The sequence below is a fragment of the Streptomyces sp. NPDC054786 genome, from assembly GCF_053611685.1.
In genome coordinates this window covers 51,994-77,448 of sequence record NZ_JBSHAW010000041.1, presented here as the reverse complement: position 1 = coordinate 77,448, position 25,455 = coordinate 51,994, and the positions used below count along the sequence as shown (strand labels likewise).

Sequence of the window (25,455 nt, the reverse complement as noted above, 5' to 3'; positions counted from 1 at the left end):
AGATCCGACACCACACCCGTCACTCCCTCCTGCCCCGCCCCGTCGGAGGGCTCATTCGTTCGATGATGGCGGCGGCGCGCGCTGGGCATGCTCTCCCCATGTCCGAGTACGAGTGGGATCGCACCACCATGGCTGTCGTCGCCTCCGCGCTTTCCGGAGACAGCGACGGCGCGGTGGAACTCCTCCGGCCGCTCCCCCAAAGCGATGTCTGCCACATCGCGGTACGGCTTGCCGCCATGGCTGCCGACGCACTGATCGTCGCCGCCCAGGACAGCGGAGGCGACCGCGAGGAGGCACTGTCGCAGTGGCAGCAGTGCATCCTGCAGCACGAGGCCGAGTACGAGGGAGAGTAAAGAACCCGGCCGACCGGCCCACCGGCCGATCCGCCTACCGGCCGATCCGGTGGTTCCGGGTTCGCCCGGCGGATGGCGGCGGGCCCACCGGCTCGGGGCAGTTGACGACAGCGACGAGATTGCTGGATCACCTTCCCTTCAGGTGCTTTGCGTTGCCAGAACACCGCAGTCGCTCGCGGCCCGGGTGGTCGCGTCAGTGCCTGCACCTACGCCTACGTCAGCTCCGGCGGCCACACTTCACTCCCAGCAGGTACGTCGGCGTCGGGTGGTACGTCGGTGCCAACAGGTACGCCGGTGCCAGGTAGTACGCCGGTGCCAGCAGATGCGTCAGCCTCAGCAGCTTCGTCAGTCTCAGCGGTGGCGTCTGCCCGTCAGTCTCAGCGGAGGCGTCTGCCCGGTCGCCGCATCGGGCCGCCTCGTTATGCGTGCCCGGGGGCACTCCGCCTTGGACTGTCACGACCGTCCGGATCGGGAGCCGTCTCCTGCATGTGGCGTATCAGCCGGCCGCGTAGCGCCTCCAGCCGGTCGGTATCCGCGCCCGGCAGGGATATGAGGTCACGCACCCCTCGTTCGGTCTCGGCCGCTGTCTCCCATGGGCAGCCGTCCAGCAGCACCGCGGTGAACGCCTCGGCACCCGACCAGTCGCCGAGGGCACATCGGCTGACGACTGCCACCACGGCCGTCCCCATCAGCGGGGCGCCGCGGGCGTGGCGGCCGTGGGCGTGGCGGCCGTGGGCGGCGGAGTCGTCGTTGGCTGCGGCGATGCGGATGGTGTTGTCGTCAGGGGCGGCGTTGCGGTCGGGGATGACGTCGGGGCCGGATGTGGCACTGCGGCCGGATGCGGCGTTGCGGCTTGGGGTGGCGTTGCCGCTTGGGGCGGCGTTGCGGTCAGCGGCGGCGTTGCCGTTGATGTCCGACGGGCCTGCGCCACCGGGGCGCGGGGGAACTCTTTCGGCTCGCAGCTCCTCCCAGGCGTCCGTGGCGGCAGCAGGCGCGTGCGCGCCGCTGGGCAGGCCGGCGAGCATGGCTGCCTCGTAGCGGACGATCAGCGCGGCCGATGGCTCCTCGGAGCCGGCATCCAGCGCGGCCCGCGCCGCTTCGACTGCCACGCGTGCCGCGTCGAGGTCACCGGACCGGCGCAGACAGCCGGCCTTGAGCGCAAGAAGGGTGGCGGTCAGCTCGCCGTCGGCGAGGGCGCGGTCGAAGTCGGCGAGGGCGCGGGCGTCGTCGCCCCGTAACAGATGGGTTTTGCCGCGTTGGGCGAACGTCTGGCCGTCTGCGGGGTCCAGGGCGATCGACCGGTCGAGGGCCGTGAGAGCACTGTCATGACGGCCCAGGTGGCGCGCCAGCTCGCCCCGCAATCTCCATGCGGGGGCGTCGTCGGGGTTGAGCTCCAGGGACCGGTCGAGAGCAGCCAGTGCCTCTTCGTGGCGGTCCAGGGCGCGCAGAGCCGCACCGCGGGCCATATGGGCCCAGGCATAGCCGGGGTCGACGGTGAGGGCCCGGTCGGCCTCCACCAGCGCCTGTTCGTGGCGGCCGCTTTCCAGGCAGGTCTTGCCGCGCTCGGCCCATAGCCAGGGGTCGTTCGGCTGGATTTCGGCTGCGCTCCCGAGGGCGGCGAGGGCTTCCTCGTAGCGGCCCAGGGCGCGGAGGGTGATGCCGCGACGGGCGTTGGCCCAGACATAGGCGGGGTTGACTGCCAGGGCGCGGTCGAACTCCGCCAGGGCCAGGTCGTACTGGCCCATTTCCCGATAGGTCGCGCCCCGCTCGGCCATTGCCCAGGCGTACTCCGCGTTGATCTCGATGGCGCGTTCCAGGCCCGCCAGCGCTTCCTCGTGACGGCCGAGGCGACGGAGACAGACGGCGCGGCTGGCAATGCTGAAGGCGTGCCGGGGCTGGAGGACCAGGGCCCGGTCGAATTCGGTCACGGCTTGTTCGTAGTGGCCCAGGAGGCGGTGGACCTCGCCGAGTTGGGAGGCGGCGTCCCATGAATCCGGGGTGATCTCCAGGGCGCGGGTGTAGTCCTCGGCAGCGCGCTCGAAGCAGCGCATATAGCGGTGCGTCAGACCACGGCCGAGCAGTGCGGAGGCGTTGTCCGGCTCCAGTTCCAGGCAGCGGTCGAAGTCGGCGAAGGCCTGCGGCCAGGCCTCGGACTTGCGGTGCTCGCGGCCCCGGATGCGATGGATACGGGCCTGCCGGGACACGTCCTGACCGGGGCGGGCGAGCAGAGCGGTGAGGATCGCGATCAGGCCGCCGCCGTCCTCGGTGAGCGCGGCGGTCATCTGCCGGCCCCAGTCGCCGGCCTCCGGGTCTCCGGCGTCCTCACCGGCCTGGCGGATGGTCTCCACCACTCTGCGTACGGCGGGCGGTGCGTGCTCGGCGGCGTCCAGGGTGTCGGACAGGGCCTGGGAGAGGGACGGCCGCGGGTCCGCGCAGAGGGAGTGGTAGATCTCCCGCAGCCGGTACTCCAGCCGGCGTTCATCGGTCCAGGCCTCCGCCTCCGCCGGGTCCGCGTCGGCGGTGCCTTCCGCACGGCAGCGTCGGGCGGTCTCGGCGAGATGGCGGTGCCGGGCGGCCCAGGTCTGTGGGGATCTGCGCCGCTGCAGACGGAGCATCGCCGTACGCACCACTTCGTGGTACTGCCACTGCCCGGCCCGGTCGGCGACGAACGGCAGCCCGCACAGCCAGCCGAACTGTTCCGCAGCGGCCGGGTCCACCGCGGCCCGGAAGATGTCCTCGTCCAGATGGCGCGGCAGGGCGGCCGCCAGTGCCGCCTCACGGCGCACCGGGTCCGTCTCCCACTTCAGGAAGCGTTCGACGGCCGTGTCGCTGGGGTCGTCGACGGCCTCGGCGGCGTGCGGACGGTTCTCGGCGAGGGTGGAGACCAGCACCGGCAGACCGCCCGACAGCCGCAGGATCACCTCGACGATGCGTTCGTCGACGATGTCCCTGGTGGCCAGGAAATGCCGTGCCTCGGCCTCGGTGAAGGTGTCCAGCGGCACGTCCGCCACACAGTCGAGGGAGTCGGCCCAGCACCGGCGGTCCAGTGCGGTCTGGCCGGCCAGGGTCACCACCACGTTGGGCGCCAGCGGCCCGTACCGATCGCTGACCAGGACGTCGCGCAGCCAGAGGTCCAGCAGCGGCCCCGTCCGCTCATAGGTGTCGAAGAAGAGCACCAGCCAGGGCACCTCGTCGGCAACGGAGCTCACTTCCCGTACGAACACCGGGGTCAGGACCTCCACCGGCTCCCTCACCAACTGCGCGTCATCGTGATTGCGCAGCCGGGCGCTGACCAGACCACGCAGCCGGTCCGCGCCGCGCGCCACCTGGCGGGCGTCCAGCACTCCGGTCACGGCGCCGACGCCGGGCAGCAGACCCAGACCGGCGAGCCCGGCCTGGGCGGCGAGCACGCTGCCGGGCGAGGGGGCGCCGCCCTCGGGATCGCCCGGATTCGACGAGGCGGGCGCCATCTCTGCGGCGACGGCCGCCGCTTCCACCTCGTGGCGCCGCTCCCGGTAGGTGGCCCACAGCTTGTCGAAGGCCTTCAAGGGGCGCCCCTGAGCGGCCAGTTGAGCGCTGATCGCGGCCATCGCCTCGGGCACGCCGTGCACCGTCTCGTCGACGTACGCGGTCGGCGCGCCGTGCTCGCGCGCGGCGCTCTCGAACTGCCGGATCAGGGACGTCTTGCCGACGCCCGCCTGGCCGTGCACATGGAAGAGGAACTGCTGCGCCGGATCCTCCACCGCCCGCGCGAAGTTGTCGCGAAAGGCGGCGATCTCACCGCGCCGCCCGACGAACCCCTCCCGCCGCCGGAGCCGGATCAGCTCCTGCCGCGACAATCTGCTGCGATCCACCGCTTCCGCCCCCTCCGTGTCGGCCTTGCCGCCCTGTCGTCTCACCGCCCTGCTCTCGCAGATTAGCCGTGTGCGGAGTGACGGGTCCGGGGCTGTGGATAACTGCGGATTTCCGCGGCCCGGCCGCTCTACTCGACCAGGGGCAGCAGTTCCGGGAGATGGCCGTCCGAAGCGAGGGCGGCGGTCCGGCGTTCTTCGGTGACCGGGGTGTAGGTCGTGGTGCGGGCGCGGGCCGGGCGGCCGGCCTGGTCGGCAATGGCGATGAGGTCCTGGATGGAGCGGTAGGAGCCGTAACTCGACCCCGCCATCCGGGAGATGGTCTCCTCCATCAGCGTGCCGCCCAGGTCATTGGCGCCGGAGCGGAGCATCTCGGCGGCGCCTTCCGTGCCGAGCTTGACCCAGCTGGTCTGGATGTTGGTGATGTGCGGGTGAAGCAGCACCCGGGCCATCGCCGTCACCGCACGGTTGTCGCGCGTGGTGGGGCCGGGGCGGGCGATGCCGGCGAGGTAGACGGGGGCGTTGGTGTGGATGAAGGGGAGGGTGACGAACTCCGTGAAGCCGCCGGTCTCCTGCTGGATCTGTGCCAGCAGGCGCAGGTGGCCGAGCCAGTGGCGCGGCTGGTCGACATGGCCGTACATCATCGTCGAGGACGAGCGGATCCCCAGCTCGTGGGCGGTCTTGATGACCTCGACCCAGGTGGCCGTGGGCAGCTTGCCCTTGGTGAGGATCCAGCGGACCTCGTCGTCGAGGATCTCGGCGGCGGTGCCGGGGATGGTGTCCAGCCCGGAGGCCTTGGCCTCGGTGAGCCACTCACGGATGGACAGCCCCGTACGCGTCGCGCCGTTGACGACCTCCATGGGCGAGAAGGCGTGCACATGCATACCGGGAACGCGTTCCTTCACCGCACGCGCGATGTCGAAGTACGCCGTGCCGGGCAGGTCGGGGTGGATGCCGCCCTGCATGCACACCTCCACCGCGCCCACCTCCCACGCCTGTTGGGCACGGTCGGCGACCTGGGAGAGCGAGAGGGTGTAGGCATCGGCGTCGGTGCGGCGCTGGGCGAACGCGCAGAAGCGGCAGCCGGTGTAGCAGACGTTGGTGAAGTTGATGTTCCTGGTGACGATGTAGGTGACGTCGTCACCCACGGTGTCGCGGCGCAGTTCGTCGGCGATGGTGCAGAGGGCGTCCAGGGCGGGCCCGTCGGCGTGCAGCAGCGCCAGCGCCTCCGCGTCGGTGAGCTTGGTGGGGTCGTCGGCGGCCTGCGCCAGCGCCTGTCGTACGTCGGCTTCGATGCGCTCCGGCACCATCCCGGGGGCCGCGGCCTCGCGCAGCGCCTCCCAGTCGCCGTAGACCTCGTCGAAGTCATCACGGCGGTCGGCCGTGCGGCCTTCGGTGTCGATGGTGTGGTGCAGGTCCGTACGGCCCGAGGAGCCCATCGTGAAGCCCTCGTCGGGCTCCTGCCAGGGGCGGCCGACGACGGGGGCGTCCTCCACGGCCAGGCCCGTCTCCGGGTCGGCGAGCGCGCGTACATGGGGCAGCAGGCGGGGGTCGAGCCACGGCTCGCCGCGCTGGAGGAACTCCGGGTAGATGGGGAGCCGTTCGCGCAGCTCGAACCCGGCCGCGGCGCAGCGCTCGGTCAGCTCGTCGATCTGCGGCCAGGGGCGCTCGGGATTCACATGGTCGAGGGTCAGCGGGGAGACGCCGCCCCAGTCGTCGATCCCGGCGTCGATGAGCAGCGCATACTCGCCGTCGACGAGGTTGGGCGGCGCCTGGATTCGGGTCGAGGGGCCCAGGATGTGCCGGGCCACCGCGATGGTCGCGGCCAGTTCCTCCAGCTCGGCGTCCGGCATTCCGCGCATCGCCGTGTCCGGCTTGGCGCGGAAGTTCTGCATGATCAGTTCCTGGATGCCGTGGTAGGCGCGCTGGATACGGCGCAGCGCGAAGAGGGACTCGGCGCGCTCCTCGTACGTCTCGCCGATGCCGATGAGCAGCCCGGTGGTGAAGGGGACGTTGGAGCGGCCGGCGTCCTCCAGGACGCGCAGCCGCACGGCCGGTTCCTTGTCGGGCGAACCGTAGTGGGGACCGCCGGGCTCGCTCCACAGCCGCTCGGCGGTGGTCTCCAGCATCATCCCCAGGGACGGGGCGACGGGCTTGAGCCGCTGGAAGTCCGTCCAGGACAGCACCCCGGGGTTGAGGTGCGGCAGCAGACCGGTCTCTTCCAGGACGCGGATCGCCATGGCGCGGACGTACGAGATCGTGTCGTCATAGCCATGTGCCTCCAGCCACTCGCGGGCCTCTGGCCAGCGGTCCTCCGGCTTGTCCCCCAGGGTGAAGAGGGCCTCCTTGCAGCCCAGTTCGGCGCCGCGTCGGGCGACGTCCAGCACCTCGTCGGGCGACATGAACATCCCGTGGCCGTCGCGGCGCAGCTTGCCGGGGACGGTGACGAACGTGCAGTAGTGGCACTTGTCCCGGCACAGGCGCGTCAAGGGGATGAAGACTCCGCGGGAGTACGTGATGACTCCGGGGCGGCCGGCGGTCTCCAGGCCGGCATCCCGCACCCGGGTCGCCGAGGCGCACAGGTCCCTGAGGTCCGCGCCGCGCGCCTGCAGCAGCACCGCGGCCTCGCCGGCGTCCAGCGCCACACCGTCGCGGGCCCGCTTGAGGGCGCGGCGCATCGCGTTGGCCGTCGGCCGGCTCCGAGGGGCTGGCCCGGTGCCCGTTTCGCGGTCGGTCCCATGGTCGGATGCCTGGTCAGGTCCCTGCGCGCTGGAAGTCATCCTCCGAGGATACGAGCGCCCACCGACAGCACCGCCGCCGGAGATCGGCTGGTTGATGTGCCACTGATCACTACGGGCGGTGGTTCCGTACCACGCGTTCAGGGGCACTTCCCGGCGGCGGCGCGCCGCACGCCTACTTGCCGGCCATGGCGGCCAGCAGCTCCTCAGAGTACGTCCGGGTCAAGAACTCCATGTTGTGGCCGTCGGGGTCGTTGAGGTAGAGACCACGGCCACCGTCATGGGTGTTGATCTCCTGAGACTTGTTGTGCATGGGGTCGGCCCAGTAGCGCAGCCCGCGCTCCTGTATACGGGCGAAGATCGCGTCGAACTCGTCCTCCGTCACCAGGAACGCATAGTGCGTGGGGACGAACTCGCCGCCGGCTACATGCTCGGCGTAGTCGAGGGTCACTCCGTTGTCGAGCTTGAGGGCTGCGAAGGGACCGAAGGCCTTGGGTTCGGGCGCGCCGAGCAGGCCGGCCAGGAACCGGGCGGACGCGAAACGGTCCTTGCTGTGCACGATCGTGTGGTCGAGGCGAGGCATGGGATCTCCTTGATCTCTCTGGCCGAGTGATCAACGTGGCCCCTGATCTGCTGAATCAGCGCGGACCGTTGACCTTCTTGGACCGTTGATCTTCTTGACCGTTCACCGTTCACCGTTCTCCACGGGTCGCCGGTCTGCTGAGAGATCCGCGGCCCTGCACCTTCGACGCTACGACCGCAGAGGCCGGCGCGGATCGGTCTCCGGTACCGACCTGGGAGGGAGAGCCGTACACCGCTGGTACTAGGCCCGGCCAAGGCCCTGGAGCAGGCCCGCAAAAGAGCCTCCCCGGGCCCCGCCTCACCGGTTCGCACTCGTCACCCATCCCGCACGGCGCACTCCCCTCCGTCACACGCCACCGCCACCCCCACGTCACAGGTCACAGGTCACAAGTACTGCGCGAAGTCATCCAACGTCCGCAGCACCTCGGCCTCTCCGGCCGGCGGCAGTTGCAGCACCACCTCCTGCACGCCCAGCTCGCTGTAGTGCGCCAGCTTTCCGGCCGAGGGCTGGACCGCGTAGGGCACCACGACCGGCTCGCCGGTACGCCCGGCGTCCGACCACGCCCGCCACAGCACGGGAACGGTCTCCGTCAGCCCCCGGCCGCCGATCGGCAGCCAGCCGTCGGCGTACTCGGCGATCTGCCCGAAGAGCTTGGGGCCGGCCGCGCCGCCGAGGAGGGTGCGCGGCGCGCCGTGTACGGGCTTGGGGTGGGCTAGGGAGGCCCGTACGGACCCGAACGCCCCCTTGTACGCGGTTGGTTCGTCGGCCCACAGGGCGCGCATCAGCGCCACCCGGTCGCGGGTCAGCTCGCGCCGGGTCGACCACTCGACCCCGTGGTCGGCGGCCTCCTCGACGTTCCAGCCGTAGCCGATGCCGAGGGTGAAGCGGCCTCCGGAGAGGAAGTCGAGGGTCGCGATCTGCTTGGCGAGGTCGACCGGGTCGTGCTGGGCGACGAGGGTGATGCCGGTGCCGAGGGCGAGCCGCTCGGTGACCGCGGCGGCCTGTCCGAGCGCGATGAACGGGTCGAGGGTGCGACCGTATTCGCGGGGCAGCGGCTCGCCCATGGGGGCGGGGGTGTCCCGGCAGGCGGGGATGTGGGTGTGCTCGGGGAGATAGAGGCCGGCGAATCCGCGCTGCTCCAGCTCGTGCCCCAGCCGGTCCGGCCGGATGGTCTCGTCGGTCAGGAAGATCGTGGTCGCGATCCGCATGCTGGGCCACCTCCGCGTCGGGTGTGTGAGTGAGCGAATGTTGCCTCACCGCCCGACGGTTATCCACAGCCCTTTCCCTCTCCGTCACACGCGCGTACAACAGTTTTCACGCGGTGCAACGAGCCGGCCGCGCAGCGGAATCGGACGAGCACGACACGACACGGGGGTGGGGATGGAACGGCGAGATGTCCTGAGACTTTCGGCGGTTGCGGGCGCGTCGGGCGCGCTTACGCTCGGACGTGTGAGCTTCGCCGACGCAACGCCCGCTGCCGGGCCGTCCGGAGGCGGGCCGGACGAGCAGACCCGCCGGGTGACCGGTCATCTGCCCACGGGCGCGCCGGACTTCGTGTATCTGCCGGTCGAGGTGCCGCACGGGGTCCGAGAGCTCGCCGTTGCCTACAGCTACGACAAGCCCGCCGTCCCCGAGGGCACGACCGGCAACGCCTGCGACATCGGCATCTTCGACGAGCGGGGCACGGACCTCGGCGGCGCCGGCTTCCGTGGCTGGTCGGGCGGGGCGCGTACGGAGTTCTTCCTGCGCGCCGACGAGGCCACCCCCGGATATCTGCCGGGTCCCGTCAACGCCGGTACCTGGCACATCACCCTGGGGCCGTACACGGTCGCGCCACAGGGGCTGTCCTACGACGTCACGATCACCTTGCGGTACGGGCCCCAGGGACACACCCCGGCACCCGTCCATCCGCCCGAGCGTGCCCGGGGCCGGGGCCGCGCCTGGTACCGCGGCGACAGCCATCTGCACTCCGTCCACTCCGACGGCAAACGCACCCCCGCCGAGATCGCGGCGCTGGCCCGCGCCGCCGGGCTGGACTTCATCAATACCTCCGAGCACAACACCACCTCCGCGCACCGCGCCTGGGACGGCCTGTGGGGCGATGACCTGCTGATCCTGACCGGCGAGGAGGTCACCACCCGTAATGGGCACGTGGTGGCGATGGGCACCGACCCCGAGGTCTTCATCGACTGGCGCTACCGGGCCCGCGACAATGCCTTCGGGAAGTTCGCGCGCGCCATCCGGCGGGCCGGGGGTCTGGTCATCCCGGCACATCCACACGCCACCTGCATCGGCTGCAACTGGAAGTTCGGGCTGAACGAAGCCGATGCGGTGGAGGTCTGGAACGGCCCGTACACCCCCGACGACGAGATCACCCTCGCCGAGTGGGACAACACCCTGGTCGCACACACCCGTGGCCGCGCGGACTGGCTGCCGGCCGTCGGCCACAGCGACGCCCACCGCGACCCGGATGTCGTGGGCCTGCCGCAGACCGTGGTGCTCGCCGACGATCTCTCCCGCCGTGCCCTGCAGGACGGCATCCGGGCCGGCCGGGTCTGGATCGCCGAGTCGTCGAAGGTCGATCTGGCTTTCTCCGTCACCGGTGAGCGCGGCGAACACGCCGGGATCGCCGAGCGCCTGGAGGCCCCCCGTACGGCGAAGGTCACGGCACATCTCAAGGTCTCCGGCGCTCCGGGCTGCACGGTCTCCTTCGTCACCGACCAGGGGCGGCTGTACTCGGCCCCGCTGCCCGCCTCGGGCGATGGCACCGTCAGCTGGCAGACCACCCCGGATTACGCCGCCTATATACGCGCGGAAGTCCGCCACCCGTCGACGACTGCGGGTCTGCCGGGGCCCATGGCGGCGATGACCAACCCGGTCTTCCTCGGCCCCTGGGGCTGAGCGCGGCGCTGAGAGGAGCGCTGAGAGGAACCGGGCGCCGACGAAAGGCCGGAATAAACGGAGTGACCCACCGGTTACGTAGGGCATCAGCGTCAGCGCCACCCCTTAGGGAGAACTCCGATGCGTGCCCTTGTTGTCGATCACTCCGTACCCGGCCGACTTGCCCTGGGCGAGGTCGCCGATCCCGTTCCCGGCCCCGACGAGGTGCTGGTCAAGATCAGCGCGATATCGCTGAACTACGGTGAGCTGCCCAAGTCCGACGACGACGCCGAGGGCACCGTCCCGGGCTGGGACGCCGCCGGAGTGGTCGAGCGGGCCGCCGCCAGTGGCCGCGGCCCCAAGCCCGGCGACCGCGTCATCACCTGGGGCTGGAACGCGGGCTGGGCCGAGCTGCGCGCCGTCCCGGTCGATGAACTCGCCGTGCTGCCCGACTCGGTGGACTTCACCACGGCTGCCGCCCTCCCCGTGGCCGGACTCACGGCGCTGCGCGCGCTCCGCACGGCCGGGGTGCGGCACGGACAGCGCGTCGCCATCACCGGCGCGTCCGGCGGCGTGGGGCGCTTCGCCGTCCAACTCGCCCACCAGGCGGGCGCCGAGGTGGTCGCGTTCGTCGGCAGCCCGGCGCGCGGTGCGGGCCTGGCGGCGCTCGGCGCGGACCATGTTCTGACCGGTGCGGCCGATCTCAGCGACCCGGTGGACGTGGTGCTGGACAACGTCGGGGGCTCACTGCTCGGCGAGCTGCTCGGCCGGATATCCCCCGACGGCACGGTCATCTCCATCGGCGCCACCTCGGCCGAGCCGACCCCGCTGCAGCCGTACCAGCTGGTCGTCGGCCGGCTGAAGCTGATCGGTATTCAGGCGGGCGGCGATACGGGCCCCGATCTGGCCCACCTCGTCCGACTCGTCGCCGAGGGCCGTCTTGAGTCGAGCGTGGACCGGGTGGCGGACTGGGCACAGGCCGGCGAGACCGCCACCGCCCTGATCAACCGCGAGATCCGCGGAAAGGCGGTCCTGACGGTCGGGTGAACACGCAGGCCGGGTAGGCGGGTTCATCGGCGCCGGATCGCGGGCGCCCGGCGATGGCGGGCGGTGCCCGGCGATTGGGCGGCGGGTAAGTCGGTTCAATGACCGGCCGCGGGCCGCCACCCAGCGACGACGAGCCGCCAAATAGGCCAGTTCACGCCCGACGGCGGCGGGCGCCGGGTAAGCCGGCTCAACGACCGATCCCGGGCCCCGCCCAGCGACGGCGGGCCGGCGAAGGTTCGCCGAACGGTCGCAGGCGGCTCGCCGTGAATCACTGTCGGGGCCGTCGACGTGCAGATCGCCTGGCCGTTCCGGCCGCGCGAGCGAGCACCCCCGGTGGTGTTCGCCGTGCAGCCCCGTGGGGAGCCGATGTGAGTGCCCGTCAGGAGTGCCTGTCAGGAGTGCCCGCCGCGACGGCCGGGGCCCGTAGTTTGGCGGGGATCGGGAGCAGTCGCGGGGAATCATGACCAGTCCGGGAGGGGCCTTCATGCGTGCCATGCAGTTCGAGCGATTCGGTGACCCGGAGGTGCTGACGGAGGCCGAGGTGCCGGACCCGGTGGCGGGGCCGGGCGAGACCCTGGTCGAGGTGGAGGCAGCGGGCGTCAACTTCGGCGACATCAAGCAGATCGCGGGCGAGCAGCCCGACGGTCCGTACGCACCCAAGGGGCCGCTGCCGCGGATCCCCGGCATGGAGGTCGTCGGCCGGGCCGCGGACGGCCGGCGGGTCCTCGGCTATGTCGTGCAGGGTGGCTATGCGGCGAGGACGGTCGTCCCCGACCGTGATCTGGTCGCGTTACCGGAGGGGGTGAGCGCGGGCGAGGCGCTGGCTCTGCTCGTACAGGGTTTGACGGCGTGGCATGTGCTGCGGTCGGTCGCCCGCGTGCGGCCCGGCGAGAGCGTCGTGGTCCATGCCGCCGCGGGCGGGACGGGCAGTCTCGCCGTCCAGCTGGCCCGGGAGTTCGGCGCGGGACGCGTCATCGCCACGGCGTCATCGGAGGCGAAGCGCGCCTTCGCCCTCGAACTCGGCGCGGACGCGGCGATCGACGGCGCCGCGGAGGGCTACCGGGAGCGGGTCCTCGATGCCAATCAGGGCCGCCCGGTCGACATCATCCTGGACGCCATCGGTGGCCCGGTCCTCGACTCCGCCTTGGACGCACTCGGGTACCTCGGGCGCCTGGTCACGTACGGCGCCTCGTCCCGGCAGGCCGCCTCTGCCGTCGCCCCGAGCCGCCTCGCAGTGGAGAACATCGATGTCGCCGGCTTCTGGCTCATCCCGCTCATCACCCGGAACGGGGCCGGCGGGCCCGTGCTGGAGGAGCTGCTCGACCTCACGGTACGGCGACGCCTGCGGCCACTGGTCGGCGCCGAGTACGACCTCGCGCGGGCCCGCGACGCGCACGAGGACCTGCTCAGCCGCCGGACGAAGGGAAAGCTGGCCCTCCGCCCTTGAAGCTGAACGCCCTTCCCCCCTCGCCCCATTCGCCTCCCCTCATCGATCCGCCCCCGCTCGCTGAACCCGTTTCCCTCCACGGAATCCGCGCCCGTTCACCGAACCCGAACCCGTTCACAGAACCCGTTCACCGAACCCGTTTCCCTCCCCAAGCAGACCGGCACCGCGCCGTCCTCTCCGTCTGATCCACGCGAGATTCCGCAAGAACGGGCCCACACGGCCACACAGCACACGGCACACAGCACACAGCACACAGCACACAGCGACCGTACGTAACAGCCCGCGGGCACGGCACGCCCTGGTTAGTCCTCCACCACCAGCGCCGGCGTCGCCCGGGTCAGCACGCCGCCGCGGAAGAAGGCCGGGCTACGGCGCTGCATCACCAGCATGATCACGGAGCCCAGGAGGAGCAGGCCGACGCCGATGACGAAGACCGAGCCGACGCCGAAGACCGAACTGCCGGAACCGTAGGCGGGGTTCCACATGTCGATCAGGGTCTTGAAGAAGACGGCCGCGAGCAGGACTCCGCCCAGGGCCGGGAAGACCCCCTTGAACAGCAGATCGCGGGCCGAGTTCCGCAGCTCGCGGCGGAAGAACCAGGCACAGCCAAAGGCCGTGATCGCGTAGTAGAAGCAGATCATGAGGCCGAGCGCATAGATGGTGTCGATGAGGACGTTCTCGCTGATGAAGCTCATCACGGAGTAAAAGACACCGGTGGCGACGCCGGCCACGACGGTCGCCCGGCCCGGGGAGCGGAAACGCGGGTGGATCGTGGCGAAGGACGCCGGCAGCGCCTCGTAGGTGCTCATCGCCGGGACCGTACGGGCCACCGGGATGAAGGTGCAGGCCCACGGAGTTGCCGCTGACGTCCACGGACACCCCCGGCACCCCGATCCACGTCCGCCGGACACCCCCGGCACCCCGATCCACGTCCGCCGGACACCCCCGGCACCCCGATCCACGTCCGCCGGACACCCCCGGCACCCGCCCCCGCTCCGCCCTCACCCCGGCCAGACGATCGCCTGCAGCTCGCTGTACGCATGCAGCGCGTACGAGCCCACGTCCCGCCCGACCCCGCTCTTCTTGAAGCCTCCGAAAGGCGCTTCCATGTTCCGGCCGACCGTGTTCACGCCGACCCCGCCGGCCCGCAGCTGCCGGGCCACCCGGAAGGCGCGGGCGATATCGCCGGACCACACATAGTCGATGAGCCCGTAGTCGCTGTCGTTGGCGAGGGCCACCCCTTCGTCCTCCTCGTCGAAGGGCACGACCACGACGACCGGACCGAAGATCTCCTCCCGCACGACCCGCATGTCGTGGGTGCAGTCGGCCAGCAGCGTCGGCGCGACATAGAAGCCGCGCCCCAAAGCGGACGGCCGTTCACCGCCCGCCACGACCCGTGCGCCTTCCTTCCTGCCCAGCTCCACATAGGACTCGACCCGGTCGCGGTGCGCGGCCGAGATCACCGGTCCGACCACCGTCCCCTGCGCACGGGGGTCGCCGACCTTGAGGTGCCCCAGGTACTGCGCCAGCCGCTCCACCAGCGCCTCGTACACCCCTCTCTGCACGATCACCCGCGTCGGCGCCGTACAGATCTGCCCGCTGTAGAAGGAGTACGTCGTCCCGATTCCGGCCACCGCCGAGTCCAGGTCCGCGTCGTCGAAGACCACCGCGGCGCCCTTGCCGCCCAGCTCCATGAGCTGGCGTTTCATTCCGCGTCCGCACACCTCGGCGATGCGCTGCCCGACGGCCGTGGAGCCCGTGAAGCTCACCATGTCGACGTCCGGCGAGTCCACGGCAGCCTCGCCGGCCTCCGCGGATGCGCCGCTCACGACGTTCACCACCCCTGGCGGCGCTCCCCCCTCCGCCAGCGCCGCCGCCATCCGGTACACCGACAGCGGGTCCTGCGGAGCGGGCTTCACGACGACGGTGTTGCCCATCGCCAGGGCCGGGGCGACCTTGCCCGCCGGGTTCGCCCACGGGTTGTTGTACGAGGTGATGCAGGTGACGACGCCGACGGGCCGGCGGGCCGCGAGAGCACCCAGCACCGCCGCCTTCCCCATCGGCCCCGCCTCGTTGATCTGCGGCGGCAGCCCCTGCTCGACCGGTTCCAGCGCCCCCTTCGCATACCGCCGGAAGCGCGCCACCCCCACCGCGACCTGCATCCCGCGCGCGGTCCCGGTCGTGGCGCCGCTCTCCGCCTGGGCAAGCTCCGCGTGCGCCGTGAAGTCGCGCTGGATCACGTCCGCGGCCCGGTCGAGGATCGCGGCGCGCTCCTGGGGCGACGTACGGGACCAGGCCCCGAAGGCCTCCCGCGCCGCGGCCGCCGCCTCGTACACCTGCGCCCGGCTCGCCTCGGGTGCGAGCCCGACCACCGCCTCCGTCGCCGGGTCGATGACCTCATAGTGACCGCCGTCGGGCTCGGCCCACTCACCACCGATGAACAGCCGTCCTGCGGTGGTCACTTGACGCTCACCGCCCCCACGTCCCGCACCGAGGGCCTCGTTTCGCACCCATCCCGCCCCAAGGGCCTCGTTCCACACGCGCCCCGCCCGACCCGCGCCACCTCAGCCACATACCGCCCCACCGGCATCACCTCGTACGCGCCCCACCCCACCGGCATCACCTCGTACGCGCCCCGCCCCATCGGCGTCACTTCGTACTCACCGTCCTCGTGTCCCGCCCCGACCGCAGCACCGTCCCCGGCACCGCGCCGGTCACCACGTCCTCGCGGATCGTCTCGACGCCGTTGACCCAGACCGCGTTGATGCCGATCGCCCGGGAGTCCAGCCGCGGGCTGTCGCCGGGCAGATCGTGCACGAGGGTGGCCTTGCCCGCGTCGATCCGTTCCGGGTCGAAGAGGACGAGGTCCGCGTGCCAGCCCTCCTCGATGCGGCCCCTCTCGCGCAGGCCGAAGAGCTGTGCGGGGTCGTCGGTGAGCATCTTCACCGCCTGCTCAAGGCCCATCAGCTTCCTGCCCCGCAGACAGTCGCCGAGGAAGCGCGTCGTGTACGGGGCACCGCACATCCGGTCCAGATGAGCGCCCGCGTCCGACCCGCCGAGCAGCACGTCCTCGTGCTGCCAGGTCTCGGCGCGCAGCGCCCAGGAGTCCGGGTCGTTGTCGGTGGGCATCGGCCACAGGACCGTCCGCAGCTGGTCGTTGGCGCAGATCTCGACCAGGCAGGCGAAGGGTTCCTGGCCGCGCTCGGCCGCGATGTCCCGCACGACGCGCCCGGTGAGGCCGTCGTTGGCCGGCGAGTAGGTGTCCCCGATGACATACCGGCCGAAGTGGGTGAGCCGCCGGAAGACGCCCGCCTCCTTGCTGTGCGCGCGCCGCAGCATCTCGTCCCGGACGTCGGGGTCGCGGAGCTTCTCGATGCGCTCGGGCACCGGCAGGCTCAGGACCTCGCCCCAGCCGGGGATCAGGTTCAGGGCGCAGAAGGTGCCGAGGGACATGTTCATGGGGGTGAGGATCGGCATCGTCAGGGCGACGATCCGGCCGCCGGCCTCCCGGGCCCGCTCGCCGGCCATCAGCTGGCGCGGCACCCGCTCGGGCACCGCCGCGTCGACCGTCAGCACGTTCCAGTTCAGCGGCCGGCCGGCCGCCGCGCTCATCTGCACGAACAGCTCGATCTCGGCGTCGCTGAACTGATCGAGGCAGCCCGCCACGATCGCCTCGATCTGGGTGCCCTCGTGCGCGGCGACGGCCCGCGACAGCGCGAGCAGCTCCGCCGGTTCGGCGTGCCGGGAGGCGACCGGCTTCCCGTCGCCGTCGGAGTGGGTGGACGACTGCGTGGTGGAGAAACCCCACGCCCCCGCCTCCATCGCCTCGTGGAAGAGCGCCAGCATCTCTGCCATCTGCTCGGGCGTCGGCTGCCCGCCGACGGCATCGGCACCCATGACGTACCGCCGCAGCGCGCAATGTCCCACCATGAAGCCCGCGTTGACGGCGATCCGCCCCTCCAGCGCGTCCAGGTACTCGCCGAACGAGTTCCACGTCCAGGGTGCGCCCTCTTCGAGCGCCACCAGGGACATGCCCTCGACCTTGGACATCATCCGGCGGGTGTAGTCGGCGTCGGCGGGCCGCCCGGGGTGCAACGGTGCCAGGGTGAAGCCGCAGTTGCCGCCCGCCACGGTCGTCACGCCGTGGTTGAGCGAGGGGGTCGCGTACGGGTCCCAGAACAGCTGCGCGTCGTAATGGGTGTGCGGATCGACGAAGCCGGGGGCGAGGACCCGACCGGTCGCGTCCTCGCTGGTCCTCGCCTCCTCGGTGACGGCGTCGGGCGGGGCGACGACGGCGATACGGCCGTCGCGGATGCCGACATCGGCGGTGTACGAAGGCGCGCCCGTCCCGTCCACAACGGTCGCGCCCTTGATCAGGTGGTCGAGCATGGGCGGTGCGCCCCCTTCCCCTCGGCGGAATTCAGCTGCCCGCGGCCTGACGGAACCGGCTCGTCCGGTGCACCGGATCGGTGTCGATCTTCGGGATCACGTGCTCACCGATGAGCTTGAGCGTGTTCATCGTGTCCTCGTACGACACCCCGATCGGCAGCCCGAAACTCAGCTGGTCGGCGCCGGCCCGCTCCCAGCGCTTGCACTGCTGGAGCACCTCGTCCGGGTTGCCGCAGATCATCAGCTCCTCGGCGATCAGCAGCTCGATGATCTCGGCGGTGTAGTCGGGCAGCAGCTCGGGCCACTCGGGGATGCCGTCGGGCCGCGGGAAGGTGTCGTGGTAGCGGAAGACCAGCGACTGCAGATAGTTCAGGCCTCCGTTGACGGCGATCTCGACGGCCTTGTCGTGTGTCTCGGCGCAGATCGCGGTGGAGGTGACCATCACGTTGTCGTTGACGAAGTCGCCGACCGGCTCGGCGTCCCGGATCGCCGTCTTGTACTGCTCCAGCACCCACTCCATGTCGGAGACCTTCTGCACGCTGAAGCCGAGGACGCCCAGCCCCTTCTTCGCGGCCATGGCGTACGAGGACGGTGAGCCGGCCGCGTACCACATCGCCGGGTGCGAGGCCCCGTACGGCTTGGGGAAGATCTTGCGCGGCGGCAGCTGCCAGTGTTTGCCCTGGAACCCGACGTACTCCTCCTGGAGCCACATCTTCGGGAACTCGGCGATGGTCTCTTCCCAGATCTCCTTGGTGTGGTTCATATCGGTGATGCCCGGCAGGAACCCCAGGATCTCGTGGCTGCCGGCGCCCCGCCCGCTGCCGAACTCGAAGCGGCCCTCGCTGAGATGGTCGAGCATGGCGACCTTCTCGGCGACCTTCACGGGGTGGTTGACCTGGGCGAGGGGGTTGAAGATCCCGGACCCGAGATGGATCCGTTCGGTCGCATGGGCCAGATAGCCGAGGAAGACGTCATTGGCGGAGAGGTGCGAGTACTCCTCCAGGAAGTGGTGCTCGGACGCCCAGGCGTACTTGAAGCCGGACTTGTCCGCCTGGATGACGTACTCGGTCTCCTCCATCAGCGCCTTGTGCTCCGCGAGCGGATCGGTCTCGGCCCGCTTGCCCACGTATCCCTGTACAAAGAGCCCGAATTCCAAGGAGGTTCACCGTCCCAGCTATTTCTGACGTACCGTCAGATTCGATGTGCCGACTGTTCCACCGCACACGGGGAGCGTCAATAGCCGTCGCCCGGCCGACTGATGCACCGTCAGATGATGCTGACCCCCGCCAGCCAGCCGCCGTCGACGACGAACGGCTGCCCGGTGATGTACGACGAGTCCTCGCACGACAGGAAGAGCGCCAGCTTGGCGACCTCCTCCGGCTGACCGATCCGGCCCAGCGGCACCAGCTTCTGGTAGAGCTCGTCCACGGCCCGCTTCGACTCGGCGGGATCGGCGCTCGGATCGAGCGCGGCCGGGTTGGTCATCGGGGTGTCCACCGCCCCCGGGCACACTGCGTTGACCCGGATCTTCTTCGCCGCCAGCTCCACCGCGGCGACCCGGGTGAGCCCGAGGACCGCATGCTTGGTCGCGGCATAGGCGCCGACGAAGGCCATGCCCGTCAGAGCCGTGTACGAGGCGGTGTTGACGATCGTGCCGCCACCGGCCGCCTCGATCTCCGGCGCCACCGTACGGATGCCCAGGAAGCAGCCGACCTGATTGACCTGGACGACCTGCTGGAACTCCGCCAGCGGGGTCGACACCAGCTCGTTGAAACGAAGAATCCCCGCGTTGTTGACCAGCCCGTCGATCATCCCGAAGGCGTCCTTGGCCGCGACCACCGCGGCCTGCCAGTCCGCCTCCTGCGTCACATCCAGGTGGACGAAGCGGGCCCGGTCCTCCCCCAGCTCCTTGGCGAGCGCCTCGCCCTGCGCGTCGAGCACATCCCCGAGCACGACCTTCGCGCCCTCCGCGGCGAACAGCCGCGCCTCCTGCTCACCCTGCCCGCGCGCCGCACCCGTCACGATGACAACCCGCCCGTCGAGCTTGCCCATGCCTGCACTCCTCCGCTGGTGAGTTGCTCTTCGCCCGTCCGGGCCGTCAGCCGTTCAGCAACGGCGCGACATCCGTCCCGAACGCCGCCATCTGATCCGTCAGTTCGTCACAACTGCGGCTGCGGAACCGCACCTGGATCTGGTCCACCCCCATGGCCCCGTACTCCCGCAGCGACTCCGCGATCCGCTCCGGCGCCCCGGTCAGGGACCGCCGGCCGACCTCCCACCCGGGCTCGCCGACGTACAGCGGCTCGGCGAGGGTGCCGATCACGGCGGGCTCCGCCACGCCGGCCGCCTCCCGCAGCCTCCGCAGCTTCCCGATCTGCGCCGGCAGCTCCGCACGCCGGTCCCCCTGCGGCAGCCAGCCGTCACCGCGCACCGCGGCCCGGCGTACGGCGGCGGGCGAGGAGCCACCCACCCAGATCGGCGGCCGCGGCGTCTGCACGGGCCGCGGCGCCTGCCCCAGCCCCTCGAACGTGAACCGCTCCCCCGCGAACTTCGGGAACTCCTCCGGCCCCAGCGCCGCCTTCAGCGCATCGACCGACTCGTCCAGCACCGCCCCCCGCCGCTCGAAGTCCACCCCGAGCGCCTCGAACTCCTCCGTCACGTGCCCGGCCCCCACCCCGAGAATCAGCCGCCCGCCGGAGAGCCGGTCGAGCGTCGCGTACTGCTTGGCCGTGATCAGCGGATGCTTGAGGCCGACGACAGCGACATGGCTCAGCAGCCGGACGCGCTCGGTAACGGCGGCCAGATGCGCAAGGGTGGCGACCGGGTCGTACCAAACGGTGCTCATCGCCTCGGCCAGCCGCCGCGGAATCGCGATGTGCTCACAGCAGGCGATATACGCGAACCCGTACCGGTCGGCGGCCCGCGCGGTCGCGACCAGCTCCGCGGGCCCCGCCCCGGCCTCCCAGCTCTCCGCATACAGCGTGCTCTGCGACTGCACGGGCAACTGCATCCCGTACACCAGCCGCCCCGGCTCCGGCCGCCACACCCCACCGCGCATGCCGTCCACCACATGCCCTCCAGCCATACCTGACGCACCGTCATATAGCTTGCGCGGGACATCGTCGTGCTTACGGGGCCAACAGGCAAGGGGAGGGGGACAGGGGAGGTCGGCCCCGGACGAGCCGCCGCCCCTCGGGGTCAGGGGGCGGCACCCGACGCCCGCGAGCACCAGGCCGGCCCGGGCGGAGAGCCCCGGGTCCGCCTCCGTCATGATCACATCGTCCTCGCCGACGACGTGCGCGAGCGGGGCCGTGGAGCGGCCCGTACCGGCAGCCGTCCGCCCCCGCCAGTCCGCCCCCGCCAACGCCTCGCGCCAACTCCACAGCCGCCTCACGGTTCTCCGTAGCCGTGCGCACCCGGAGAAACGCCGTCACGCGACGACCTCATCCCCGACACGGCGGACCCGGGACGGCGTGAAGGGCTGACAGCCAGGGGCCGCCGCGCCCCGGTTCTCCCGCCGTCGCCCCGTCCATCAGCCCGTGCCCCGTCAGCCCCCGCTCCCCGCCGCCGACGGCTCCCAAAGCCCCTCCCCCGTCAACCCCAGCAGCGAAATCGCGTTCCCCCGAACGATCTGCTCCACCACGTCCGGCGCGAGATGCCCCATCTGGGATTCGCCGACCTCCCTCGACTTGGGCCAGGTGGAGTCGGAGTGCGGGTAGTCCGTCTCGTACAGGACGTTCCCGACGCCGATCGCGTCCAGGTTCTTCAGCCCGAAGGCGTCGTCGAAGAAGCAGCCGTAGACGTGCTCGGTGAAGAGTTCGGACGGCGGGCGGAGGACCTTGTCGGCGACGCCGCCCCAGCCGCGGTTCTCCTCCCAGACCACGTTCGCGCGTTCGAGGATGTACGGGATCCAGCCGATCTGGCCCTCGGCGTACATGATCTTCAGGTCGGGGAAGCGGTCGAACTTGCCGCTCATCAGCCAGTCGACCATCGAGAAGCAGCAGTTGGCGAAGGTGATGGTGGAGCCGACGGCGGGCGGGGCGTCGGCGGAGGTCGAGGGCATCTTCGACGAGGAGCCGATGTGCATCGCGACGACCGTGCCGGTCTCGTCGCAGGCGCGCAGGAAGGGGTCCCAGTAGTCGGTGTGGATGCTGGGCAGCCCCAGATGGGGCGGGATCTCGCTGAAGCAGACCGCCCGTACGCCCCGGGCCGCGTTCCGCCGTACTTCCGCGGCGGCCAGCTCGGCGTCCCACAGGGGGACGAGGGCCAGCGGGATCAGCCGGCCCTGCGCCTGGGGGCCGCACCACTCCTCCACCATCCAGTCGTTGTACGCGCGTACGCCCAGCAGCCCCAGTTCGCGGTCCTTGGCCTCGGTGAAGGTCTGGCCGCAGAAGCGGGGGAAGGTGGGGAAACAGAGCGCGGACTGGACGTGGTTGATGTCCATATCGGCCAGCCGTTCGGGCACGCTGAACGAGCCCGGACGCATCTGCTCGTAGGTGATGCCTTCGAGCTTGATGTCGTCGCGGGAGTAGCCGACGGCGGTGTCGAGGCGGGTCAGCGGACGCTGCAGATCTTCGTAGACCCACCAGTCGGCTATCGGCCCGTCCTCCCCCGTGGCGCCCATCTTCGGCGCGAACTTGCCGCCCACGAAGGTCATTTCCTTCACGGGCGCCCGGACGATGCGCGGGCCGAGGTCTTGATACTTCGACGGGAGCCGGTCCCGCCAGACGTTGGGGGGCTCCACCGTGTGGTCGTCCACCGAGATGATCTTCGGGAAGGTCTCCATGCGGGATACGGTAGCGCTGATCTGACGATCCGTCAGTAACGGTGAAAGGGCCGGGCGGCAATAGGGGGGCGCACGGAAGCACGGCCTTCGCGCCCCCGCCGTACGTCACTCCGACCTCCGCCCCGATCAGCCGAGGAGGCTTTGTGGACGGTCCGGACCCCTACTGACGTAAGAGGGCGCGACAAGGCAGACTGACGGTTGCGCACAGCGAGGTGGTGCGCACAGTGCGAACAAAATGACTGAGAGCAGGGAGACACCATGGACGACGGTCCGGGGCGGGAGCGGCTCCGCTTCACCGTGCTCGGTCCCGTACGGGCCTGGCGTGGCGCAACGCCGCTGGCAGCGGGCTCCCCGCAGCAGCGCGCGCTGCTCGCCGCACTACTCCTGCGCGGCGGACACACCGCCACCGCGCCCGAGCTCGTCGACGCGCTCTGGGGCGACGAACCGCCGCATGCCGCACTCGCCGCGCTGCGTACGTACGCCTCCCGACTCCGCAAGGCGCTGGGCGCGGACGCCGACACCCTGGTCAGCGAGTCCGGCGGCTACGCGATCCGGCCGGTGAACGGCCGCGCCCTGGACCTCGACCACGACCTTGCCGAGCAGTACGCCGCCGAAGCGGAGAAGGCCAAGGCCTCCGGCGACCGCCGCCGCGCACGCGAACTCCTCGAATGCGCCCTTGAGCTGTGGGACGGCGAGCCATTGGCCGGACTCGCCGGTCCGTACGCCGATACCCAGCGCACCCGCCTCGAGGAGTGGCGGCTCTCCCTCGCCGAATCCCGGCTCGAACTCATACTGGAAGCCGGCTGCCACGCCGACGCGGTGTCCGAGCTGACCGTACTCACCGCCGCCCACCCGCTGCGCGAGCGGCTGCGGGAACTGCTGATGCTGGCGCTGTACCGCAGCGGACGGCAGGCCGAAGCGCTCGCGGTGTACGCCGACACGCGTCGGCTGCTCGCCGATGAGCTGGGGGTCGACCCGTGCGCCTCACTCTCCGATCTTCATCAGCGGATTCTTCGCGCGGACACCGATCTGGACGCACCGCCCGTCACCAGCGACAACCCGGACTCCGCCGACCAGGTCGCCGTACGCCCGCAGCAGCTGCCCGCCACCGTGGCGGACTTCACCGGCCGAACGGCCTTCGTCGCCGAGCTCGGTGAACAACTCGCCACTGCCGAGGGCAGCGTGATGGCCGTCTCCGCGCTCACCGGCATCGGTGGCGTCGGCAAGACGACCCTCGCCGTTCATGTAGCGCACGCCGCCCGCGAGCACTTTCCCGACGGGCAGCTGTATGTCGACCTCCAGGGCGCCGGCCACACCCCGTCCGAACCCGAGGCCGTACTCGGTGCCTTCCTGCGTTCCCTGGGCACCCCGGACTCCTCCATCCCCGACGGGCTGGAGGAGCGGGCCGCCCTCTACCGCTCCACCCTCGCCGGCCGGCGCGTCCTGGCGCTGCTGGACAATGCCCGCGACGCCGCGCAGATCCGGCCGCTGCTCCCCGGCACGGAGGGCTGCGCCGCCCTGGTCACCAGCCGCGCACGCATGATCGACCTGGCCGGCGCGCACCTCATCGACCTCGACGTCATGAGCCCCGAGGAGGCGATGAGCCTCTTCACCCGGATCGTCGGCGAGGAGCGGGTCACCTCCGAACGCAAGGCCGTCATGGCGGTCGTCGGCGCCTGCGGTTTCCTGCCCCTGGCCATCCGCATCGCCGCCTCCCGCCTCGCTGCCCGCCGTACGTGGACGGTCTCGACCCTGGCCCGCAAGCTCGCCGACGAGCGCCGTCGCCTGGACGAACTCCGCGCCGGCGACCTCGCCGTCAAGGCCACCTTCGAACTGGGCTACGGCCAGCTGGAGCCCCAACAGGCCCGTGCCTTCCGGCTGTTGGGACTGGCCGACGGCCCGGACATCTCGCTCACGGCCGCGGCCGCCATCCTCGATCTGGACATCGAGGCGGCCGAGGAGCTGCTGGAGTCCCTCGTGGACACCTCCCTGCTGGAATCCGCTGCGCCCGGGCGCTACCGCTACCACGACCTCGTACGGCTGTACGCGCGCGCCTGCGCCGAACGCGACGAGCAGCCGCCCTCCGAGCGCGCGGCCGCGCTGTCGCGGCTGCTGGACTTCTACTCCGCCACCGCCGCCACCATGTATCTGCTCGAACGCCCCGGCGACCGGCTCGTCGATCACAGGGAGGCCACCTCCTACCCGGGCCTGGAGTTCGCCGACCGCACCACTGCCCTGGAGTGGCTGTTCAGCGAGGCCGGCTGCCTGCTGGCCTGCGCTCGCCAGTGCAGCGGACCGACGACCTTGCGGCGCGCCGTCGACCTCTTGCTGCTCACCAAGGACCTGGCCGAATCCGGCGCCGACGCCCTCCAGTACGAGCAGACCAACGTCTCCTTGCTGGCCGCTGCCCAGGAGAGCGGGGACCAGCATGCGCAGGCGAGGATCCACACCTCGCTCACCTATGCCCGTACGCTCGCAGGACGGCTGAACGAGGCCGACGAGAACGCCAAGTCCGCCATGCTGCTCGGCGTTGCCGCCGGAGACCCGTTCTCCTCCTCGTACGCACCCAACGACCGGGCCATCATCGCCAACTCCCAGCGGCGGCACGCCGATGCGGAGGCCTATCTGCGACAGGCCCTGACCGCGTTCCGGGAGGACCGCAACTGGCAGTCCGAGGCCAGCGCGCTGTGCAACCTCTCCCGTGTCCACCTGGACACCGGGCGGGTGGACAGCGCCATACAGCTCGCGGAGGAAGGCATCGCCATCTACCGTCGGGTGGGCGCCAAGCGCCGGCTCGCCAACGGCATGTACGCACTCGCGCTGGCTTACACACAGGCCAACCGGCTGGCGGAGGCGACCGAGCAGCTTCACGCCGCACTGGCCATCTTCCAGGACAGCCGGCAGCGGTTCTGGGAAGGCATGACCAACTTCCGGCTCGCCGAGGTCGATCTCGCCGCGCGCCGGCCGGCCGCGGCCGCCAACCACGCCGAGCAGGCGCTGGCCGCCCTGCGCGGCATCGGAGGCGAATCCCGGCGGGCCAGTGTCCTCACCACGCTCGGCCGGGCGCTCAACGACATCGGGCACACCGACCGGGCACGGGTGTGCTGGCAGGAGGCACTGGCCATGTTCGAGCGTGTCGGGTCGCCGGAAGGGAAAGCGGTCCAGGCGCTGCTGGCTCCCTCGGTGGTCGCATAAGCGCAGGTGCGGGCGCTCATCGCCGACGTTTATCGATCGTTCATCGGCCAGGGCCAGTCTCTTCCTTACCGATCCGCCGCCTCGGGGGGCAAGCGGCTCGGTGACCAGGTCGCCCCGTTAAGGTGAGCGGCCGTGCCGCGCCCGTCCGGCGGTCCTCGGGGGAGTCTCCGGGCGGGCGTGGCAGTT

Annotated in this window: 15 protein-coding genes and 1 pseudogene; 5 read left to right on the top strand and 11 right to left on the bottom strand. The window is 71.0% G+C overall.

The genetic code is table 11. From position 1 onward, the window contains the following. Nucleotides 1-98: 98 nt before the first annotated feature. Nucleotides 99-353 carry a hypothetical protein gene (locus tag ACWGI6_RS29875; protein ID WP_086720495.1) on the top strand — a complete coding sequence of 85 codons (255 nt, stop codon included), beginning with the start codon at nt 99-101 and terminating at the stop codon, nt 351-353. A 419-nt stretch (nt 354-772) separates the two neighbouring features. Here the strand turns inward: ACWGI6_RS29875 and ACWGI6_RS29870 are convergent, their stop codons facing one another. From ACWGI6_RS29870 to ACWGI6_RS29855, 4 genes are all read right to left on the bottom strand, one after another. Then, entirely contained in the window at nt 773-4,207 is a 3,435-nt protein-coding gene (locus ACWGI6_RS29870; protein WP_453270389.1) for a tetratricopeptide repeat protein, read from the bottom strand. Nucleotides 4,208-4,335: 128 nt separating this feature from the next. Continuing rightward, entirely contained in the window at nt 4,336-6,984 is a 2,649-nt protein-coding gene (locus ACWGI6_RS29865) for a bifunctional FO biosynthesis protein CofGH (protein WP_453270388.1), read from the bottom strand. A 133-nt stretch (nt 6,985-7,117) separates the two neighbouring features. Next, nucleotides 7,118-7,525 carry a VOC family protein gene (locus tag ACWGI6_RS29860; protein WP_453270387.1) on the bottom strand — a complete coding sequence of 136 codons (408 nt, stop codon included), beginning with the start codon at nt 7,523-7,525 and terminating at the stop codon, nt 7,118-7,120. A gap of 383 nt (nt 7,526-7,908) precedes the next feature. Then, entirely contained in the window at nt 7,909-8,733 is an 825-nt protein-coding gene (locus ACWGI6_RS29855; RefSeq protein WP_453270386.1) for a TIGR03619 family F420-dependent LLM class oxidoreductase, read from the bottom strand. A 172-nt stretch (nt 8,734-8,905) separates the two neighbouring features. Here ACWGI6_RS29855 and ACWGI6_RS29850 point away from each other — a divergent pair, with 172 nt between their 5' ends. From ACWGI6_RS29850 to ACWGI6_RS29840, 3 genes are all read left to right on the top strand, one after another. Next, entirely contained in the window at nt 8,906-10,426 is a 1,521-nt protein-coding gene (locus ACWGI6_RS29850; RefSeq protein WP_453270385.1) for a CehA/McbA family metallohydrolase, read from the top strand. A 120-nt stretch (nt 10,427-10,546) separates the two neighbouring features. Further along, nucleotides 10,547-11,452: a zinc-binding dehydrogenase gene (locus tag ACWGI6_RS29845; RefSeq protein ID WP_453270384.1), complete on the top strand. Its 906-nt coding sequence runs from the start codon at nt 10,547-10,549 to the stop codon at nt 11,450-11,452. A 484-nt stretch (nt 11,453-11,936) separates the two neighbouring features. Then, on the top strand, nt 11,937-12,899 hold the full coding sequence (locus ACWGI6_RS29840) for a quinone oxidoreductase family protein (protein WP_453270383.1): 963 nt from the start codon (nt 11,937-11,939) through the stop codon (nt 12,897-12,899). Nucleotides 12,900-13,201: 302 nt separating this feature from the next. Here the strand turns inward: ACWGI6_RS29840 and ACWGI6_RS29835 are convergent. From ACWGI6_RS29835 to ACWGI6_RS29805, 7 genes and pseudogenes are all read right to left on the bottom strand, one after another. Continuing rightward, nucleotides 13,202-13,744 (bottom strand): annotated as a pseudogene (locus ACWGI6_RS29835) (amino acid transporter); the annotation flags it as partial. Nucleotides 13,745-13,900: 156 nt separating this feature from the next. Continuing rightward, nucleotides 13,901-15,361, bottom strand: a complete 1,461-nt coding sequence (locus ACWGI6_RS29830; protein ID WP_453270382.1) for an aldehyde dehydrogenase family protein — start codon at nt 15,359-15,361, stop codon at nt 13,901-13,903. A 187-nt stretch (nt 15,362-15,548) separates the two neighbouring features. Continuing rightward, a complete protein-coding gene (locus ACWGI6_RS29825; RefSeq protein WP_453270381.1) occupies nt 15,549-17,288 on the bottom strand; it encodes an N-acyl-D-amino-acid deacylase family protein in 1,740 nt (579 codons plus the stop codon). Between the two features lie 31 nt (nt 17,289-17,319). Beyond that, nucleotides 17,320-18,444 carry an LLM class flavin-dependent oxidoreductase gene (locus ACWGI6_RS29820; RefSeq protein ID WP_393907460.1) on the bottom strand — a complete coding sequence of 375 codons (1,125 nt, stop codon included), beginning with the start codon at nt 18,442-18,444 and terminating at the stop codon, nt 17,320-17,322. Between the two features lie 110 nt (nt 18,445-18,554). Then, entirely contained in the window at nt 18,555-19,340 is a 786-nt protein-coding gene (locus tag ACWGI6_RS29815; protein WP_453270380.1) for an SDR family NAD(P)-dependent oxidoreductase, read from the bottom strand. A 46-nt stretch (nt 19,341-19,386) separates the two neighbouring features. Beyond that, nucleotides 19,387-20,346 carry an LLM class F420-dependent oxidoreductase gene (locus ACWGI6_RS29810; protein WP_453270400.1) on the bottom strand — a complete coding sequence of 320 codons (960 nt, stop codon included), beginning with the start codon at nt 20,344-20,346 and terminating at the stop codon, nt 19,387-19,389. Between the two features lie 489 nt (nt 20,347-20,835). Beyond that, nucleotides 20,836-22,074: an amidohydrolase family protein gene (locus ACWGI6_RS29805; protein WP_453270379.1), complete on the bottom strand. Its 1,239-nt coding sequence runs from the start codon at nt 22,072-22,074 to the stop codon at nt 20,836-20,838. A 258-nt stretch (nt 22,075-22,332) separates the two neighbouring features. On the opposite strand from ACWGI6_RS29805, the gene ACWGI6_RS29800 reads away from it, so the two are divergent. Beyond that, on the top strand, nt 22,333-25,269 hold the full coding sequence (locus tag ACWGI6_RS29800) for a BTAD domain-containing putative transcriptional regulator (RefSeq protein ID WP_453270378.1): 2,937 nt from the start codon (nt 22,333-22,335) through the stop codon (nt 25,267-25,269). Nucleotides 25,270-25,455 lie beyond the last annotated feature (186 nt).

Bases quoted from the DNA above. Each gene is read 5' to 3' on its own strand.
- ACWGI6_RS29805 (WP_453270379.1), bottom strand. From the start codon at position 22,074: ATGGAGACCTTCCCGAAGATCATCTCGGTGGACGACCACACGGTGGAG.
- ACWGI6_RS29840 (WP_453270383.1), top strand. From the start codon at position 11,937: ATGCGTGCCATGCAGTTCGAGCGATTCGGTGACCCGGAGGTGCTGACG.
- ACWGI6_RS29865 (WP_453270388.1), bottom strand. From the start codon at position 6,984: ATGACTTCCAGCGCGCAGGGACCTGACCAGGCATCCGACCATGGGACC.
- ACWGI6_RS29875 (WP_086720495.1), top strand. From the start codon at position 99: ATGTCCGAGTACGAGTGGGATCGCACCACCATGGCTGTCGTCGCCTCC.
- ACWGI6_RS29860 (WP_453270387.1), bottom strand. From the start codon at position 7,525: ATGCCTCGCCTCGACCACACGATCGTGCACAGCAAGGACCGTTTCGCG.
- ACWGI6_RS29850 (WP_453270385.1), top strand. From the start codon at position 8,906: ATGGAACGGCGAGATGTCCTGAGACTTTCGGCGGTTGCGGGCGCGTCG.
- ACWGI6_RS29810 (WP_453270400.1), bottom strand. From the start codon at position 20,346: ATGCGCGGTGGGGTGTGGCGGCCGGAGCCGGGGCGGCTGGTGTACGGG.
- ACWGI6_RS29815 (WP_453270380.1), bottom strand. From the start codon at position 19,340: ATGGGCAAGCTCGACGGGCGGGTTGTCATCGTGACGGGTGCGGCGCGC.
- ACWGI6_RS29855 (WP_453270386.1), bottom strand. From the start codon at position 8,733: ATGCGGATCGCGACCACGATCTTCCTGACCGACGAGACCATCCGGCCG.
- ACWGI6_RS29845 (WP_453270384.1), top strand. From the start codon at position 10,547: ATGCGTGCCCTTGTTGTCGATCACTCCGTACCCGGCCGACTTGCCCTG.
- ACWGI6_RS29800 (WP_453270378.1), top strand. From the start codon at position 22,333: ATGGACGACGGTCCGGGGCGGGAGCGGCTCCGCTTCACCGTGCTCGGT.
- ACWGI6_RS29825 (WP_453270381.1), bottom strand. From the start codon at position 17,288: ATGCTCGACCACCTGATCAAGGGCGCGACCGTTGTGGACGGGACGGGC.